The 14,481-nt window shown below is 70.3% G+C and carries 19 protein-coding genes, 1 tRNA gene and 1 riboswitch; of the genes, 14 read left to right on the forward strand and 6 right to left on the reverse strand.

Translation table 11 applies throughout. The features are described from left to right. Window positions 1-131 precede the first annotated feature (131 nt). From ACWD5Q_RS22125 to ACWD5Q_RS22150, 6 genes are all read left to right on the forward strand, one after another. Window positions 132-554 carry a Mov34/MPN/PAD-1 family protein gene (locus tag ACWD5Q_RS22125; RefSeq protein WP_451428750.1) on the forward strand — a complete coding sequence of 141 codons (423 nt, stop codon included), beginning with the start codon at window positions 132-134 and terminating at the stop codon, window positions 552-554. A 79-nt stretch (window positions 555-633) separates the two neighbouring features. Next, the gene (locus ACWD5Q_RS22130) at window positions 634-729 is read left to right on the forward strand and encodes a putative leader peptide (RefSeq protein ID WP_451428751.1); all 96 of its coding nucleotides are present in this window, start codon (window positions 634-636) and stop codon (window positions 727-729) included. A 151-nt stretch (window positions 730-880) separates the two neighbouring features. Next, the gene (locus tag ACWD5Q_RS22135; RefSeq protein WP_451428752.1) at window positions 881-1,168 is read left to right on the forward strand and encodes a MoaD/ThiS family protein; all 288 of its coding nucleotides are present in this window, start codon (window positions 881-883) and stop codon (window positions 1,166-1,168) included. Between the two features lie 16 nt (window positions 1,169-1,184). Then, on the forward strand, window positions 1,185-2,135 hold the full coding sequence (locus tag ACWD5Q_RS22140; protein WP_451428753.1) for a PLP-dependent cysteine synthase family protein: 951 nt from the start codon (window positions 1,185-1,187) through the stop codon (window positions 2,133-2,135). Window positions 2,136-2,568: 433 nt separating this feature from the next. Next, window positions 2,569-4,641 carry a putative Ig domain-containing protein gene (locus tag ACWD5Q_RS22145; protein WP_451428754.1) on the forward strand — a complete coding sequence of 691 codons (2,073 nt, stop codon included), beginning with the start codon at window positions 2,569-2,571 and terminating at the stop codon, window positions 4,639-4,641. Window positions 4,642-4,925: 284 nt separating this feature from the next. Further along, window positions 4,926-5,471 (forward strand): hypothetical protein, encoded by a 546-nt coding sequence (locus tag ACWD5Q_RS22150; protein WP_451428755.1) that lies wholly within the window; start codon window positions 4,926-4,928, stop codon window positions 5,469-5,471. Window positions 5,472-5,495: 24 nt separating this feature from the next. On the opposite strand, the gene ACWD5Q_RS22155 is transcribed toward ACWD5Q_RS22150, so the two are convergent. Next, a complete protein-coding gene (locus ACWD5Q_RS22155; protein ID WP_451428756.1) occupies window positions 5,496-5,936 on the reverse strand; it encodes a type II toxin-antitoxin system PemK/MazF family toxin in 441 nt (146 codons plus the stop codon). A gap of 245 nt (window positions 5,937-6,181) precedes the next feature. Between ACWD5Q_RS22155 and ACWD5Q_RS22160 the strand changes: the two genes are divergently transcribed. Then, window positions 6,182-6,934 carry an MBL fold metallo-hydrolase gene (locus ACWD5Q_RS22160; RefSeq protein ID WP_451428757.1) on the forward strand — a complete coding sequence of 251 codons (753 nt, stop codon included), beginning with the start codon at window positions 6,182-6,184 and terminating at the stop codon, window positions 6,932-6,934. Between the two features lie 146 nt (window positions 6,935-7,080). On the opposite strand, the gene ACWD5Q_RS22165 is transcribed toward ACWD5Q_RS22160, so the two are convergent. Further along, the gene (locus ACWD5Q_RS22165; RefSeq protein WP_451428809.1) at window positions 7,081-8,292 is read right to left on the reverse strand and encodes a PTS transporter subunit EIIC; all 1,212 of its coding nucleotides are present in this window, start codon (window positions 8,290-8,292) and stop codon (window positions 7,081-7,083) included. A gap of 395 nt (window positions 8,293-8,687) precedes the next feature. On the opposite strand from ACWD5Q_RS22165, the gene ACWD5Q_RS22170 reads away from it, so the two are divergent. From ACWD5Q_RS22170 to rdgB, 4 genes are all read left to right on the forward strand, one after another. Beyond that, entirely contained in the window at window positions 8,688-8,921 is a 234-nt protein-coding gene (locus ACWD5Q_RS22170; protein ID WP_451428758.1) for a glucose PTS transporter subunit EIIB, read from the forward strand. Window positions 8,922-9,017: 96 nt separating this feature from the next. Continuing rightward, the gene (gene rph / locus ACWD5Q_RS22175; protein ID WP_451428759.1) at window positions 9,018-9,749 is read left to right on the forward strand and encodes a ribonuclease PH; all 732 of its coding nucleotides are present in this window, start codon (window positions 9,018-9,020) and stop codon (window positions 9,747-9,749) included. Window positions 9,750-9,898: 149 nt separating this feature from the next. Next, window positions 9,899-10,300, forward strand: a complete 402-nt coding sequence (locus tag ACWD5Q_RS22180) for a hypothetical protein (protein WP_451428760.1) — start codon at window positions 9,899-9,901, stop codon at window positions 10,298-10,300. 128 nt (window positions 10,301-10,428) lie between these two features. Then, window positions 10,429-11,031 (forward strand): RdgB/HAM1 family non-canonical purine NTP pyrophosphatase, encoded by a 603-nt coding sequence (rdgB, locus tag ACWD5Q_RS22185; protein ID WP_451428761.1) that lies wholly within the window; start codon window positions 10,429-10,431, stop codon window positions 11,029-11,031. 52 nt (window positions 11,032-11,083) lie between these two features. Here the strand turns inward: rdgB and ACWD5Q_RS22190 are convergent. The 4 genes from ACWD5Q_RS22190 to bcp all read right to left on the reverse strand — a co-directional run bounded on the left by ACWD5Q_RS22190 (window position 11,084) and on the right by bcp (window position 12,964). Further along, window positions 11,084-11,158 (reverse strand) — tRNA-Leu (locus tag ACWD5Q_RS22190). Between the two features lie 15 nt (window positions 11,159-11,173). Next, window positions 11,174-11,686 (reverse strand): HNH endonuclease signature motif containing protein, encoded by a 513-nt coding sequence (locus ACWD5Q_RS22195; RefSeq protein ID WP_451428762.1) that lies wholly within the window; start codon window positions 11,684-11,686, stop codon window positions 11,174-11,176. After that, entirely contained in the window at window positions 11,683-12,345 is a 663-nt protein-coding gene (locus ACWD5Q_RS22200) for an HNH endonuclease signature motif containing protein (RefSeq protein WP_451428763.1), read from the reverse strand. The genes ACWD5Q_RS22195 and ACWD5Q_RS22200 overlap by 4 nt, the downstream gene beginning before the upstream one ends. 151 nt (window positions 12,346-12,496) lie before the next feature. Then, window positions 12,497-12,964, reverse strand: coding sequence for a thioredoxin-dependent thiol peroxidase (gene bcp / locus ACWD5Q_RS22205; protein ID WP_451428764.1), 468 nt, complete (start codon window positions 12,962-12,964; stop codon window positions 12,497-12,499). 165 nt (window positions 12,965-13,129) lie between these two features. Between bcp and ACWD5Q_RS22210 the strand changes: the two genes are divergently transcribed. The 3 genes from ACWD5Q_RS22210 to ACWD5Q_RS22220 all read left to right on the forward strand — a co-directional run bounded on the left by ACWD5Q_RS22210 (window position 13,130) and on the right by ACWD5Q_RS22220 (window position 14,435). Then, complete coding sequence (locus ACWD5Q_RS22210) at window positions 13,130-13,468, forward strand: DUF3618 domain-containing protein (RefSeq protein WP_451428765.1); 339 nt, start codon at window positions 13,130-13,132, stop codon at window positions 13,466-13,468. Window positions 13,469-13,511: 43 nt separating this feature from the next. Further along, a complete protein-coding gene (locus ACWD5Q_RS22215; RefSeq protein WP_322725960.1) occupies window positions 13,512-13,853 on the forward strand; it encodes a GroES family chaperonin in 342 nt (113 codons plus the stop codon). Between the two features lie 168 nt (window positions 13,854-14,021). After that, a riboswitch (guanidine-III (ykkC-III) riboswitch) is annotated at window positions 14,022-14,080 on the forward strand. A gap of 34 nt (window positions 14,081-14,114) precedes the next feature. Beyond that, on the forward strand, window positions 14,115-14,435 hold the full coding sequence (locus ACWD5Q_RS22220; protein WP_451428766.1) for a DMT family transporter: 321 nt from the start codon (window positions 14,115-14,117) through the stop codon (window positions 14,433-14,435). Window positions 14,436-14,481: the final 46 nt, after the last annotated feature.

Here is a 14,481-nt window from a genome sequence, read left to right on the forward strand (position 1 = left end):
CACTCCTCGGCAGGGAACGGCCCGCTCGTCATGTGCGGCCGCCCTGCTGGACGCGTTCCCTGAGTTCCCGGAGATCCCGGAGCCGAACGCCGGGCGCGGCCCCTCGTGCCCGGCTGCTTATCCTGACCGTCATGCTGACCCTCACCCAGGCCCTGTACGACCGGATCGTCGAGCACGCCCGCCAGGACCACCCCGACGAGGCGTGCGGCGTGGTCGCGGGCCCGGCGGGCTCCGACCGCCCCGAGCGCTTCATCCCGATGCTGAACGCGGCCCGCTCGCCCACGTTCTACGAGTTCGACTCCGGCGACCTGCTCAAGCTGTACCGGGAGATGGACGACCGCGACGAGGAGCCGGTGGTCATCTACCACTCCCACACCGCGACCGAGGCCTACCCGTCCCGCACGGACATCAGCTACGCCAACGAGCCGGGCGCCCACTACGTCCTGGTCTCCACCGCCGACACGGACGGCGCGGGCCCCTTCCAGTTCCGCTCGTTCCGGATCGTGGCGGGCGAGGTGACGGAGGAGGAGGTCACCGTGGTGGAGAGCTACTGATCCCGCGATTCGGGCAGAATTCATCCACCATACGAGATCACACTCCGGGCAGCGGCGCGGGAATCGATACGATGACCCCATGGTTCTGGACGACGTGAGCAAGAAGGCGCCGGGCACGCTGCTCGTGGCGCGGCTGCACGTCGACCTGTGCAGGCTGAACAGCGCCATCTGTTGACGTCGGCCTGCCGCCGTACGGCCGTGAGCCGACGGGGCACCCCCTGCGCCGCGCAGCCGAGAGCGCGGGGGAGCCGCACCCGGCGTAGTCCTCGATCTTCGCGCTATCGCGCGCCCTCCGACCTCACCTCTCCCGACAGGAGCCCCAAGCCATGGCCATCGAGGTCCGCATCCCCACCATCCTCCGCCAGTACACCGACGGCCAGAAGGCCGTCGAGGGCACCGGGGAGACCCTCGCCGAGCTGCTCGCCGACCTTGAGACCCGGCACACGGGCATCCACGCCCGCATCGTCGACGAGGCCGCCGGCGGAGAGCTGCGCCGCTTCGTGAACGTCTATCTGAACGACGAGGACGTCCGCTTCCTCGACGGCATCAACACCAAGGTCGCCGACGGCGACAACGTGACGATCCTGCCGGCGGTCGCCGGCGGTATGGCCTGACGGTCGCTGATCACCGATGCGCTACGACTCCCCACTGGCGGCGGTGGGCAACACCCCCCTGGTGTGCCTGCCGCGGCTGTCGCCGTCCCCCGACGTCCGTATCTGGGCCAAGCTGGAGGACCGCAACCCGACCGGCTCGGTCAAGGACCGCCCCGCCCTGCACATGATCGAGCAGGCGGAGAAGGACGGCCGGCTCACCCCCGGCTGCACGATCCTGGAGCCCACCTCGGGCAACACGGGCATCTCCCTGGCCATGGCGGCCAAGCTCAAGGGCTACCGGATGGTGTGCGTGATGCCGGAGAACACCTCCCAGGAGCGCCGGGACCTGCTGGGCATGTGGGGCGCCGAGATCATTTCCAGCCCGGCCGCGGGCGGTTCCAACACCGCGGTGCGCGTCGCCAAGGAGCTGGCCGCCGAGCACCCGGACTGGGTGATGCTCTACCAGTACGGCAACCCGGACAACGCGGGCGCGCACTACGCGACGACCGGCCCCGAGATCCTCGCCGACCTGCCCTCCCTCACGCACTTCGTGGCCGGCCTCGGCACCACGGGAACGCTGATGGGCGTGGGCCGCTATCTGCGCGAGCACAAGCCTGACGTGAAGATCGTCGCGGCGGAGCCCCGCTACGACGACCTGGTGTACGGGCTGCGCAACCTCGACGAGGGCTTCGTCCCGGAGCTGTACGACGCCTCCGTGCTGACCACCCGCTTCTCGGTCGGCTCGGCGGACGCGGTGACCCGCACCCGTGAACTCCTCCAGCAGGAGGGCATCTTCGCGGGCATCTCCACGGGCGCCGCCCTGCACGCCGCCATCGGCGTCGGGAAGAAGGCCGTCCAGGCGGGCGAGAGCGCCGACATCGTCTTCATCGTGGCCGACGGCGGCTGGAAGTACCTGTCGACCGGCGTCTACACGGCGGCCACCACGGAAGAGGCGATCGGGAAACTGCAAGGGCAGCTCTGGGCTTAGCCGGTCCTGGTACCGCGATGGGGTCGCGGTACCGGTCTTCCCTCTCGTCCCCGGACCCAGCCCTCGCCCCAGCTCTCCCCACAGCGTGCAAACCCCCTCCCGTGAGGGGGCCCGGCCCGCCATCAACGCGTCAACCCCCTCCTATGAGGGGGCTAAGCGCTGCTCATGGAGCGGTAAAGATCTCTCTTCGGGGCTGCCCGCCCCTCTCCACCGCGGGTTACGGTCTGGCGCACCCTGTCATGTCACGCTCATTCGGCATCGCGGGCGTTCGAAATGGTCCAAGTGTCATGCCCATGCTCGCGCGAACCGCCGCCGCTACGCGCGTCACGGCCTGTCACCCAGCTCGTGAATCCCCACGTCCGGCTGCGGCTCCGCGCACGGCCCCACCCAGGTCCGCGCGGCGCCGGCCTCACACGAGAGAGGCACCACCCCCATGCGTGCGTCACGCCCGAGCAAGCGGCGACGGAGTCTGCGAAGACTTCTCACCGCCGCAGTCCCCGCACTCGCCCTCACCGTCGCCGGTCTCATGGCGGCCCCGGCCGCCGGGGCCCACAGCGCCCCCGACACCACCCTCTCCTCGCACTCCGGCCGCGCCGCCCAGAACGCCAAGGCGCTGACGGCCCCCACGGCACAGACCGTCCACGCCACCGGCAAGGCAGGCCAGAAGGTGCCCACCCAGCACCTGTGCGCCACCCCCGCCGCCGGCCACGCGTCCTGCTTCGCCCAGCGGCGCACCGACATCAGGCAGAGCCTCGCCGCGGCCCTGGCCGCCGCGCCCTCCGGCCTGAGCCCGGCCAACCTGCACAGCGCCTACAACCTGCCCTCGACGGGCGGCTCCGGCCTCACGGTCGCGGTGGTCGACGCCTACAACGACCCCAACGCCGAGTCGGACCTGGCCGCCTACCGCTCCCAGTTCGGCCTGTCGGCGTGCACCAAGGCCAACGGCTGCTTCAAGCAGGTCAGCCAGACCGGCTCCACCACCTCGCTGCCGACGAACGACACCGGCTGGGCCGGCGAAGAGGCGCTCGACATCGACATGGTCAGCGCCGTCTGCCCCAACTGCAACATCATCCTCGTCGAGGCCAACTCGGCCACCGACTCCGACCTCGGGACCGCGGAGAACGAGGCGGTCGCCCTCGGCGCCAAGTTCGTCTCCAACAGCTGGGGCGGCTCCGAGTCCTCCTCCCAGACCGGCGAGGACACCTCGTACTTCAAGCACCCCGGCGTCGCGATCACCGTCTCCGCGGGTGACTCCGGCTACGGCGCCGAGTACCCGGCGACCTCCCAGTACGTGACCGCCGTGGGCGGCACCGCGCTGTCGACGTCCTCCACGTCCCGCGGCTGGACCGAGTCCGTCTGGAACACCAGCTCCACCGAGGGCACCGGCTCCGGCTGCTCCGCCTACGACCCGAAGCCCAGCTGGCAGACCGACACCGGCTGCGCCAAGCGCATGGAGGCCGACGTCTCCGCGGTCGCCGACCCGGCCACCGGCGTCGCGGTCTACGACACCTACGGCGGCTCCGGCTGGGCGGTCTACGGCGGCACCAGCGCCTCCGCCCCGATCATCGCCGGCGTCTACGCCCTCGCGGGCACCCCGGGCTCCGCCGACTACCCGGCGAAGTACCCGTACTCCCACACCTCGAACCTGTACGACGTGACCAGCGGCAGCAACGGCAGCTGCTCCACCTCGTACTTCTGCACCGCCCGCACCGGCTACGACGGCCCGACCGGCTGGGGCACCCCCAACGGCACGTCCGCCTTCTCCTTTGGCGGCAGCAGCGGCAGCACCGTGACCGTCACCAACCCGGGCAGCCAGTCCACCACCACCGGCGGCTCGGCCAGCCTGCAGATCTCGGCCTCCGACAGCGCGGGAGCGGCCCTCACCTACAGCGCCACCGGTCTGCCGACCGGCCTGTCGATCAACAGCTCGACCGGCCTGATCTCCGGCACCGCCTCCACGGCGGGCACCTACAACGTGACCGTCACCGCCCAGGACACGACCGGCGCCTCCGGCTCGGCCTCCTTCACCTGGACGGTCAGCTCCTCCGGCGGCACCTGCACGAGCACGCAGCTCCTCGGCAACCCCGGCTTCGAGTCGGGCAACACCGCCTGGACCGCCAGCAGCGGGGTCATCACCAACGACACCGGTGAGGCGGCGCACAGCGGCTCCTACAAGGCCTGGCTCGACGGCTACGGCTCCAGCCACACCGACACCGTGTCCCAGTCGGTGACCATCCCGTCCGGCTGCAAGGCCACGCTCACCTTCTACCTGCACATCGACACCGCGGAGACCGGCAGCACCGCGTACGACAAGCTCACGGTGACCGCGGGCGGCAAGACCCTGGCGACGTACTCGAACGTCAACGCCGCCTCGGGCTACGCCCAGAAGTCCTTCGACCTGTCCTCGCTGGCCGGCTCCACGGCCACGCTGACCTTCAGCGGGGTCGAGGACTCCTCCCTCCAGACCAGCTTCGTCGTCGACGACACCGCGCTGACGACCGGCTGACCTCGTGACGCACTCCGGTGCGACGGGCCCCGGCCGCGGGTGCGGCCGGGGCCCGCTGGCGTTCGGGCCCGGTGGCGGTTGTGCGGGGATGCTGGTGCGCTGGAGACAGGAGTTCCGGTGCACCGGACACGATCCCGGTGTGCTGGAGACAGGGATCGATCCCCGATGTGCCGGACACGATCCCGCGATGTGACGGAGGCAGGGATCCCGATGCGCCGGAGAAACGTCACAGCAGCGCAAGGGCCAGCACACAGGGCACGGGCTTGAGGAAAGGCGGCCGCCCCATGCGCCGTACGACCCCCCACGGGACCATCACCACCCCCCTCGTCGCAGCCGCGGCGGCACTGCTCCTCGCGGGCTGCGGCGGCCAGGGCTCAGGCGTGACAGGCGCCGGAGGAGCCCCGTCGCGCCCGCCGTCGGCTTCCCCGTCCGCATCACCTTCCGCACCACCCTCCGTTCCGCCCTCGAAAGCCGCCCCGGTTCCACCGTCCCCCACGGCGACCGGACCGGAATGCGCGCCCGAAGTCCGGCTCACCGCCGCCGACACGGGCCACGCCGTCTGTCTGACGGGGGGCGGGCGGCTCCGCCTCACCCTGGCCGGCAGCAAGGACCGGCCCTGGAGCCCCGTCACCGTCATGGGCGGCGCGCTGAAGGCCGTCAACGCCGGCATCGGCAGCGCACCCGGTGACACCATCGCCGCCTTCGACGCGGTCGCACCCGGCACGGCACGGCTCACCGCGACCCGCCCCCTGTGCGCCAAGCACCCCGGCCAGATGTCGTGCCTGGGCATCGAGCGGTGGACGGTCACGGTCATGGTGGCGACGCGATGACACCGCTCGCCCCGCACCGCCGGCTCACCCCGCCAGGTAGCGCACCTGGTCCCACAGCGCGGGGTCCACCACCCCGACCCGCCGCCGGAAGTCCCACAGCGGCACGTCCCGCAGCTCGTCCGTCTCCAGGAAGCTCGGCCGGCCCTGGGCATCGGCCACCATGCCCGGCGGCAGCGGGATCACACCCGCCCGCTCGTCGTGGAACCTGCTGGTGATCCCCGCGACCGTCGCGCTGTCCCCGTGCACCGTCAGCACCAGACACGGCCGCTCCCGGCCGGCCGCCCGGCCCTGGGAGGGCACGTCCGCCCACCAGATCTCGGCCGGGCGCGGATGGACCCGCGTGCGACCCGCCGGACGCGTGGCCGCACGGTGACGGCGCCCGCCGCGCCCCCACCCGTCCACCAGCGTCGCGACCAGCGCGAGCAGCACCACCGCCGCCAGCGCGAGCCACCAGGACGTGTCCATAGGACGACGGTACCGGCGCGTCCGCCGGGACGCCCGCCCTCCTTCAACTCCCGTGCGCCCTCTCATAAGCCTCATGCGCCCCCGTTCCAGCCGAACCGGTGACACCACAGGTGAGTTCCCCCACAACGGCCCTTGGCGAAGGCGCGACCCGACCTTCCGCGCCTTACGCTCGACGGACCGCACGACCCCCGTCACCGCCCCCGTCCCTGCCCTTTTCCATATCGCCACGCGGAGGTTCCAGCTCTATGAAGCTCACCGTCGTCGGCTGCTCGGGGTCGTTCCCGTCCGCGGAATCGGCCTGCTCGAGCTACCTCGTCGAGGCCGACGGCTTCCGGCTGCTCCTCGACATGGGCAACGGCGCCCTCGGCGAGCTGCAGCGCCACTGCGGTCTCTACGACCTCGACGCCATCTTCCTCAGCCATCTGCACGCCGACCACTGCATCGACATGCTCGGGTACTTCGTCGCGCGCTACTACCGCCACGACGGCGGCCGCGCGCACCCGGTCCCGGTCTACGGACCCGAAGGCACCGAGCAGCGCCTGACCACCGCCTACGCCGACACCCCCTCGGCCTCCTCGATGAGCGAGGTCTTCGACTTCCACACGGTGAAGCCGGGCACGTTCGAGATCGGCCCCTTCACCGTCCACACGGAACGCATGCGCCACCCCGTGGAGGCGTACGCGATCCGCGTCGAGCACGGCGGCAAGTCGCTCACGTACTCCGGCGACACGGGCGTGAGCGAGGCCCTGGACGCCCTTGCCCACGACACGGACCTCTTCCTGTGCGAGGCCGCGTTCACCTACGGCAAGGAGGACATCCCGGACCTCCACCTCAACGGCCGCCAGGCCGGCGAGTCGGCCGCCCGCGCCGGCGCCCACCGCCTGGTCCTCACCCACATCCCGCCGTGGACCGACCCCCAGGTCAACCTGGAGGACGCCCGCGCGGCGTACCCGGGACCGGTGGACCTGGCGGCGCCGCGGGTGTCGTACGAGATCTAGCGAGCGCCGTACGGATCACCTGTCGTACGGGATCTGGCGAGTGCCGTGCGGATCCCCACGACGCACGGCGGACCCCCACGACGAACGGGCCCCGGGAGCCGATCGGCTCCCGGGGCCCGTTCGTGGCCGGTGCTGACGGCCGGTGCCTACTTGGCCTCGGCCTTCTGCAGTTCCGCCAGCTCCTCGTCGGACTCGCGGCCCGGCGTGGGCAGGTTGAACTTGGTGATCGCGAAGCGGAAGACCGCGTAGTAGACCACCGCGAAACAGAGGCCGACCAGGACCAGGCCCCAGGGGTTGGTGGCGATGCCGAGGTTCAGGCCGAAGTCGACCACACCCGCCGAGAAGCCGAAGCCGTCCTTCATACCGAGGGCCCAGGTCAGCGCGAGGGAGACACCGGTGAGCACCGCGTGGATCGCGTACAGCACCGGCGCGATGAACATGAAGGTGAACTCGATGGGCTCGGTCACACCCGTCACGAAGCTCGTCAGCGCGATCGAGAACATCATGCCGCCGACCACCTTGCGCCGCTCCGGGCGGGCGCAGTGCACCATGGCCAGGCACGCCGCGGGAAGACCGAACATCATGATCGGGAAGAAGCCCGTCATGAACTGGCCCGCGGTGGGGTCCCCGGCCAGGAAGCGGGCGATGTCGCCGCTCTTGCCGTGGTAGTCGCCCGCCTGGAACCAGGGGAACGAGTTCAGCAGGTGGTGCATGCCGATCGGGATCAGCGCACGGTTGGCGACACCGAAGATGCCCGCGCCGACGGCGCCCGAGCCGACCAGCCACTCACCGAAGTTGTGCAGACCGGTGCCCAGCACCGGCCAGATGTAGCCGAAGACGATGCCGATGACCAGGCCCGCGAAGGCCGACAGGATGGGAACGAGACGCCGGCCGCCGAAGAAGCCCGCCCAGTCCGGCAGCTTGGTCCGGTAGAAGCGCTGGTAGAGGAGGGCGACGACGATGCCCATCACCACACCGCCGAGGACCTTGGCGTCCACCGGCGCGTTCACCATGACGACCTTGCCGTCCACGACCTGCGCCACCTGGGGCAGGTTCTTGTCGGTGAACGTGGCGAGCACGTTCTTGAAGACCAGGTAGCCCACGACCGCCGCGAGCGCCGTCGAACCGTCCGACTTCTTCGCGAAGCCGATCGCGATGCCCACCGCGAACAGCAGCGCCATGTTGTCGAGGATCGCGTTGCCGCCAGCGGCCATGAAGCCCGCGATCTTCGTGAGGAAGGTGGGGAAGGAGGGGCGCCCGAGCATGTCGGTGTTGCCCAGACGCACCAGGAGGGCGGCAGCGGGCAGTACCGCCACCGGCAGCATGAGGCTGCGGCCGATGCGCTGCAGAACAGCCATCACGCCCGCGCCCTTTTTCTTCTTGTCAGCCGCGGGGGCGGCGCTGACCGTGGACACTACTTCCTCCAGTGGGCATGGCGCCGCCCGGGGACAGGGGAGAGGGGGGACGGCGGCGTCTCCGTGGTCTACACCACAGGTGGTGTAGACCTGTTGTAGCACGGTGAATGCGAGATAAGGAACCCACGAATTCTGTGGCCCAGGGCATACGGGAGGCAATGCCCATAGAGGGAGAAATACGACACACTGCTTGGCTGCGGTCCTCAGGTGGTGTAGACCAGCGTCCGGGCGGTCGCACCGCCGGAACCCCTCCCCGGGTGCCGACGACAGGACCGCTCGCGAAGTTGGGCCAGCTGTGGGTTACTGCGACAAAGCGGTTCGGATCAGGGAGAGAAGACATGGCCAGCAAGGCTGAGAAGATCGTTGCCGGGCTCGGCGGCATCGACAACATCGAAGAGGTCGAGGGCTGCATCACCCGCCTCCGCACCGAGGTCAACGACCCCTCGCTGGTCGACGAGGCCGCGCTCAAGGCCGCCGGCGCCCACGGCGTCGTCAAGATGGGCAGCGCCATCCAGGTCGTCATCGGCACCGACGCCGACCCGATCGCCACGGAGATCGAAGACATGATGTGAGCCCGCCCGGGACCCCAGCGGTCCGGCACTCACTCGGAAGGGGCCCTTTCCACCGCGGGAGGGGCCCCTTCTCCGCGTACGGATAGGCTCGGACCCATGTCTCGAATCGACGGTCGCACCCCCGACCAGCTCCGCCCCATCACCATCGAGCGCGGCTGGAGCAAGCACGCCGAGGGCTCCGTCCTCGTCTCCTTCGGTGACACGAAGGTCCTCTGCACCGCCTCCCTCACCGAGGGAGTGCCGCGCTGGCGCAAGGGCACCGGCGAGGGCTGGGTCACCGCCGAGTACGCCATGCTGCCCCGCGCCACCAACACCCGCGGCGACCGCGAGTCGGTCAAGGGCAAGATCGGCGGCCGTACGCACGAGATCAGCCGCCTCATCGGCCGCTCCCTGCGCGCCGTCGTCGACTACAGGGCGCTCGGCGAGAACACCATCGTCCTCGACTGCGACGTCCTCCAGGCGGACGGCGGCACCCGCACCGCCGCGATCACCGGCGCCTATGTGGCACTGGCCGACGCGGTGGCCTTCGCTCGGCGCAAGAAGCTGGTCAAGGCCGGCCGGCAGCCGCTGACCGGCACCGTCTCGGCCGTCTCCGTGGGCATCGTGGGCGGCGTCCCCCTCCTCGACCTCCGCTACGAGGAGGACGTCAAGGCCGACACCGACATGAACGTCGTCTGCACCGGCGACGGCCGCTTCGTCGAGGTCCAGGGCACGGCCGAGGCGACGCCGTTCAACCGCGAGGAACTCAACGCCCTCCTCGACCTCGCCGCCACGGGCTGCGAACAGCTCACCGCGATCCAGCGCGCGACCCTCGAGGCAACCGAGTAGCGCCGTCCGGCGTTTTGAGGAGTAGCCGCACAGCCGACGCGGCGGGGCGCCGGGCAGAACCCGCGCCCCGCCCGCGGTGCCGTACGCGCCGGACCGGCCGGTGCCTCCAGGGGAAGGCGCGGCACCGTCACACGGGGAGGAACCGTTTCATGGCCGCGCGCCACCACCGTCGCCGCACCACCACCGCCGCGTTCGCCGCCGTCGCCGTACTCGCCGCCGTGGGGGCGAGCGCCGGCTGCGACGCCGTCAACAAGGCGATCGACTGTGTGCAGACCGCCGACGCGATAGCCGACAGCGTCACCAACCTCCAGCAGGCCGTCGAGAACGCGGCGAACGACCCGAGCCAGGCGGACGCCTCCCTGAACTCCATCGAGAACGACCTCGACAAGATCGGCGACAAGACGGACGACGTCGACGTCAACAAGGCGGTCGACGGCCTGCGCACGTCCGTCGGCAACGTCCGCGAAGCCCTCAAGAACGGCGACAAGACCCCCGACGTCGGCCCGGTCACGGACGCGGCCGGCGAACTGACGAAGGTCTGCACGTCCTAGACGAGGGCCGGTACGTCCTGGTACCACCCAGTACGTCCTCGTACCACAGGGACAGGCGAAGGCCGTTGCGTCCTGAGGGAACCGGGGCACGGCGAAGGGGCGCCGCCACCCCACGGATACTGGACGGCATGACCCGCCTGATCCTCGCCACCCGCAACGCCGGAAAGATCACCGAACTCAGGGCGATCCTCGCCGAAGCCGGGCTCCCGCACGACCTCGTCGGCGCGGATGCCTACCCCGACATCCCCGACGTCAAGGAAACCGGCGTCACCTTCGCCGAGAACGCCCTGCTCAAGGCCCAGGCCCTGGCCCGGGCGACGGGCCTGCCGGCCGTGGCCGACGACTCCGGCCTCTGTGTGGACGTGCTGGGCGGCGCCCCCGGCATCTTCTCGGCGCGCTGGGCGGGCCGGCACGGCGACGACCGGGCGAACCTGGAGCTGCTCCTGGCCCAGCTCGCCGACATCGACGCCCCCCACCGGGCCGCCCACTTCGCCTGCGCGGCCGCCCTGGCCCTGCCGGACGGCACCGAACGCGTGGTCGAGGGCCAGCTCAGGGGCACCCTGCGGCACGCCCCGTCCGGCACGAACGGCTTCGGCTACGACCCGATCCTCCAGCCCGAGGGCGAGACGCGCACCTGCGCGGAACTGACCCCCGACGAGAAGAACGCGATCAGCCACCGCGGCAAGGCATTCCGGGCCCTGGTGCCGGTGGTGCGGGAACTGCTGGGCTGAGCGAGCATGCCGGAGGGCGCACCACCCATGGATGGTGCGCCCTCCGCTGCGGTGAGCCCGGTGGGACTCGAACCCACGACACACCGGACCTAAACCGGCGCCCTCTAGCCAGCTGGGGTACGGGCCCGCAGCGCCGCCTACTCTACTGGGCGCCGTGTATCGCTCGCCGACCTCCTCTGCACCACGTGCTGGTGATCGCGTGACAGTTGGGACAGAGGAGCCGCAGGTTCTCCCTACGGTTGTCCCGCCAGTCCCCGTTGATGTGGTCGATCTCCAGCGTCATGGGCTTTCCGAGCCATTCGGGACCGACCCCGCATCCGGCGCATTGCTCGGGCACGCCGATGTCCCGAAGCGCGCGGCGTAGACGTGCGGTGTCTGTCCGATGGTGACCGTCGTGCAGGACCAGGATGTCCTCAGGCCGTTTGGCGTTGAGGCTGCGTTTCCCTCGTTGGTGTCCCTGTCCCAGGAAGTGGGCGGTCGTCAGGCCCTCTTCGGCGATGCATTGGCGTAGCAACGCCCGTTGCCAGCGGTTGTCGGGGCGCTGCAGGCGCTGCAAGACCTCCCGGAGGCAGGTCGACTGGGCCACCGCCGCACGCAGTTCGTCGGGGGTGGGGCTAGGGCCTCTGCGGTGTGGGCGGAGGGCACCCGTGCTCATACGAGGCCTTTCTGAGCACGGCTCTTGCCGCGGCCGCGGTAACTGTCCGTCGTCGAGTGGCAGTTCGGGCAGAGGAACCGAAGGTTCTCGATGCGGTTGTCCCGCCAGTTGCCGTCGATATGGTCGATCTCCAGCGGGAGCGGTTCCCCGAGCCAGACCGATTCGATTCCGCAGAGGGCGCAGCGCTCCTCCACTCCCACCTCGCGCATCGCTCTCCTGAGGCGCTGACTCGGAACCCGCGGAGCATGCGCCGAGGTGTCCTCGACGAGGATCTCTTCCGCGGTCCGGCGGCGCTGGTTGTACCTCATGCGTTCGGTGCGCACCACGGACGTGAAGTGCGAGGTGTCGATACCGTGCGCTTTGATGCGGCGGGCGATGTTGGTCTGATGTCCCCCCACGGAGTCGAGCCCGAGCCGACGTACCACCTCGTTGATACTCGTGGACGCGGCGACCACGGGCTCGAGCACTTCCCTCGTCCACTTCACCCCTTCCCGCTCGAAGTGCGAGGTGTTCACCCCGAGCTTCTTCATCCGCCCCCTGATGTAGTCCCGCTTCGAACTCTTCGGATCCACCCCCAGCCGCAGTAACGCCTCCGACAGCGTCCGCGCCCCCTGAGCCGCCTCCTCCAGCCGCTCCTTGGTGTACGCACTGTCCCCCATCGAATCCCTCCGCTTCCGGCCGCGTGTTCGCGGTCCGTACGGAGTAACGAACCGTTGATCGGATCGTCACGCCCCGCATGCGGAACGGCCCGTACCGGAAGGGGCGGTACGAGCCGCTCGGGGGTGGGGTTTGCTGGGTTTCTAGATCTTTCTAGATCCCCAGGTCCTTGATGATCTTCGCCACGTGCCCTGTCGCCTTCACGTTGTACAGGGCCCGCTCGACCTTGCCCTCCTCGTCCACGATCACCGTGGAGCGGATGACGCCGACGACCGTCTTGCCGTACAGCTTCTTCTCGCCGAACGCGCCGTACGCCTCCAGCACCTTCTTGTCCGGGTCGGAGAGCAGGGTGACCTTCAGGTCCTCCTTCTCGCGGAACTTCGCGAGCTTCTCCGGCTTGTCGGGGGAGATGCCGATGACGTCGTAGCCGGCGCCCGCCAGCAGCGACAGGTTGTCCGTGAAGTCGCACGCCTGCTTGGTGCAGCCGGGGGTGAGCGCGGCGGGGTAGAAGTACACGATGACCTTGCGGCCCTTGTGGTCGGCCAGGGAGACCTCGTTGCCGTCGGCGTCCGGCAGGGTGAAGGCCGGGGCGGTGTCGCCGGGCTGGAGTCGCTCACTCATCGTCGTTACCTCACAGACAGGGGGCTTTACCCCGACGAGCCTAATCCGCTTCCGGCCGCTTCCGAGGGGTGCCGATGAGTGCGTTCGGCGAGGAACTGACAGACTGTCGACCACAGATACCGGAATTGCACGGAACACGTCGCAAACGACCACGGAGGAAGCGCGGTGGCGGACACGTCGGGCACACCGGACACCAGAACTCCGGCGCAGATCGAGGCGGACATCAAACGCCGCCGCGAAACGCTGGCCGAGACGCTCGACGAGATCGGCGTCCGGGTGCACCCGAAGACGATCGTCGGGGACGCCAAGGCCAGGGTCGTCTCCCATGTCGACAACACGCTCGGGCGTGCCTACGTCGGCGCGAACCGGGTCGTCGGCGAGGTGAAGGGACAACTGGTCACGGAGGACGGCACGCCGCGCCTGGAGCGCATCGTGCCCGTGGCGCTGGTCGTGGTCGGGGTCGTGGGCCTGCTGGCCCTCGGGTCCCGGCGCCGCAAGCGCTGACCCGGCCGCGCACGAAGCCGTCGGAGACAGGTAGGTTCGGGGCGTGAGCGAGAAGACCCACCACGACAAGCTGCCCATCCGGATGCTGCACGACCGCGTGCTGGTGCGGCAGGACACCGCCGAGGGCGAGCGCCGCTCCGGCGGCGGCATCCTGATCCCCGCGACCGCGGCCGTCGGCCGGCGCCTCGCCTGGGCCGAGGTCGTCGCGGTCGGGCAGAACGTGCGGACCGTGGAGCCGGGCGACCGGGTCCTGTACGACCCGGAGGACCGGGCCGAGGTCGAGGTGCGCGGGACCGCGTACGTGCTGATGCGCGAACGCGACCTTCACGCGGTGGCCGCGGACCGCTTCGAGGGGTCGGAGGACTCCACGGGGCTCTACCTGTAGGCCGGACGGTCTGCGCAGGCCCCGTAGGCCCGTATGCCCGTATGCCCGTAGGCCCGTATGCCCGTGGGCCGGGGGTCCGTTACGGCCCGCGGGCCCGCGCGAGCGGTGTGCGAAAGGGGCTGGTGATCCTTGTCACCAGCCCCTTTTGCTTGTTCTTTGCTACGTTGGACGGACCCGCGAGGGACCCGACGAGACGCGCCGTACCGGGACCGCAAAGACGACGCACCCCCCTGTTGATCACCGGAACACGGAGGTGCCCCCATGGCGTGGGTCCTGCTCGTCCTCGCCGGCCTGCTGGAGGTCGGCTGGTCGGTCGGCATGAAGTACACCGACGGATTCACCCGCCTCTGGCCGAGTCTGGCCACCGGCGCGGGCATCGTCGTCAGCATGCTCCTGCTGTCGTACGCCGCGAAATCCCTGCCCATCGGTACGGCGTACGGCGTCTGGGTGGGCATCGGCGCGGCCGGCGCGGCGGTCCTGGGCATGACGGTGCTCGGCGAGCCCGCGACCGCCGCGCGGATCTTCTTCGTGGCGCTGCTGCTGGTGGCCGTGGTGGGGCTGAAGGCGACCTCGGGTCACTGACCCCGCGCGGCCGGGTCGCGGCGGTGACCGCCCGGCCGCCCGGCCG

It is taken from the genome of Streptomyces sp. NPDC002513, from assembly GCF_053595355.1.

What these genes read in the sequence shown, in the direction of transcription:
- ACWD5Q_RS22150 (WP_451428755.1), top strand. Translation starts at nt 4,926, where the DNA reads ATGCGCCGTACGACCCCCCACGGGACCATCACCACCCCCCTCGTCGCA.
- ACWD5Q_RS22165 (WP_451428809.1), bottom strand. Translation starts at nt 8,292, where the DNA reads ATGGCTGTTCTGCAGCGCATCGGCCGCAGCCTCATGCTGCCGGTGGCG.
- ACWD5Q_RS22130 (WP_451428751.1), top strand. Translation starts at nt 634, where the DNA reads ATGGTTCTGGACGACGTGAGCAAGAAGGCGCCGGGCACGCTGCTCGTG.
- ACWD5Q_RS22220 (WP_451428766.1), top strand. Translation starts at nt 14,115, where the DNA reads ATGGCGTGGGTCCTGCTCGTCCTCGCCGGCCTGCTGGAGGTCGGCTGG.
- ACWD5Q_RS22125 (WP_451428750.1), top strand. Translation starts at nt 132, where the DNA reads ATGCTGACCCTCACCCAGGCCCTGTACGACCGGATCGTCGAGCACGCC.
- bcp (WP_451428764.1), bottom strand. Translation starts at nt 12,964, where the DNA reads ATGAGTGAGCGACTCCAGCCCGGCGACACCGCCCCGGCCTTCACCCTG.
- rdgB (WP_451428761.1), top strand. Translation starts at nt 10,429, where the DNA reads ATGACCCGCCTGATCCTCGCCACCCGCAACGCCGGAAAGATCACCGAA.
- ACWD5Q_RS22200 (WP_451428763.1), bottom strand. Translation starts at nt 12,345, where the DNA reads ATGGGGGACAGTGCGTACACCAAGGAGCGGCTGGAGGAGGCGGCTCAG.
- ACWD5Q_RS22140 (WP_451428753.1), top strand. Translation starts at nt 1,185, where the DNA reads ATGCGCTACGACTCCCCACTGGCGGCGGTGGGCAACACCCCCCTGGTG.
- ACWD5Q_RS22160 (WP_451428757.1), top strand. Translation starts at nt 6,182, where the DNA reads ATGAAGCTCACCGTCGTCGGCTGCTCGGGGTCGTTCCCGTCCGCGGAA.
- ACWD5Q_RS22170 (WP_451428758.1), top strand. Translation starts at nt 8,688, where the DNA reads ATGGCCAGCAAGGCTGAGAAGATCGTTGCCGGGCTCGGCGGCATCGAC.
- ACWD5Q_RS22155 (WP_451428756.1), bottom strand. Translation starts at nt 5,936, where the DNA reads ATGGACACGTCCTGGTGGCTCGCGCTGGCGGCGGTGGTGCTGCTCGCG.
- ACWD5Q_RS22135 (WP_451428752.1), top strand. Translation starts at nt 881, where the DNA reads ATGGCCATCGAGGTCCGCATCCCCACCATCCTCCGCCAGTACACCGAC.
- ACWD5Q_RS22195 (WP_451428762.1), bottom strand. Translation starts at nt 11,686, where the DNA reads ATGAGCACGGGTGCCCTCCGCCCACACCGCAGAGGCCCTAGCCCCACC.
- rph (WP_451428759.1), top strand. Translation starts at nt 9,018, where the DNA reads ATGTCTCGAATCGACGGTCGCACCCCCGACCAGCTCCGCCCCATCACC.
- ACWD5Q_RS22145 (WP_451428754.1), top strand. Translation starts at nt 2,569, where the DNA reads ATGCGTGCGTCACGCCCGAGCAAGCGGCGACGGAGTCTGCGAAGACTT.
- ACWD5Q_RS22180 (WP_451428760.1), top strand. Translation starts at nt 9,899, where the DNA reads ATGGCCGCGCGCCACCACCGTCGCCGCACCACCACCGCCGCGTTCGCC.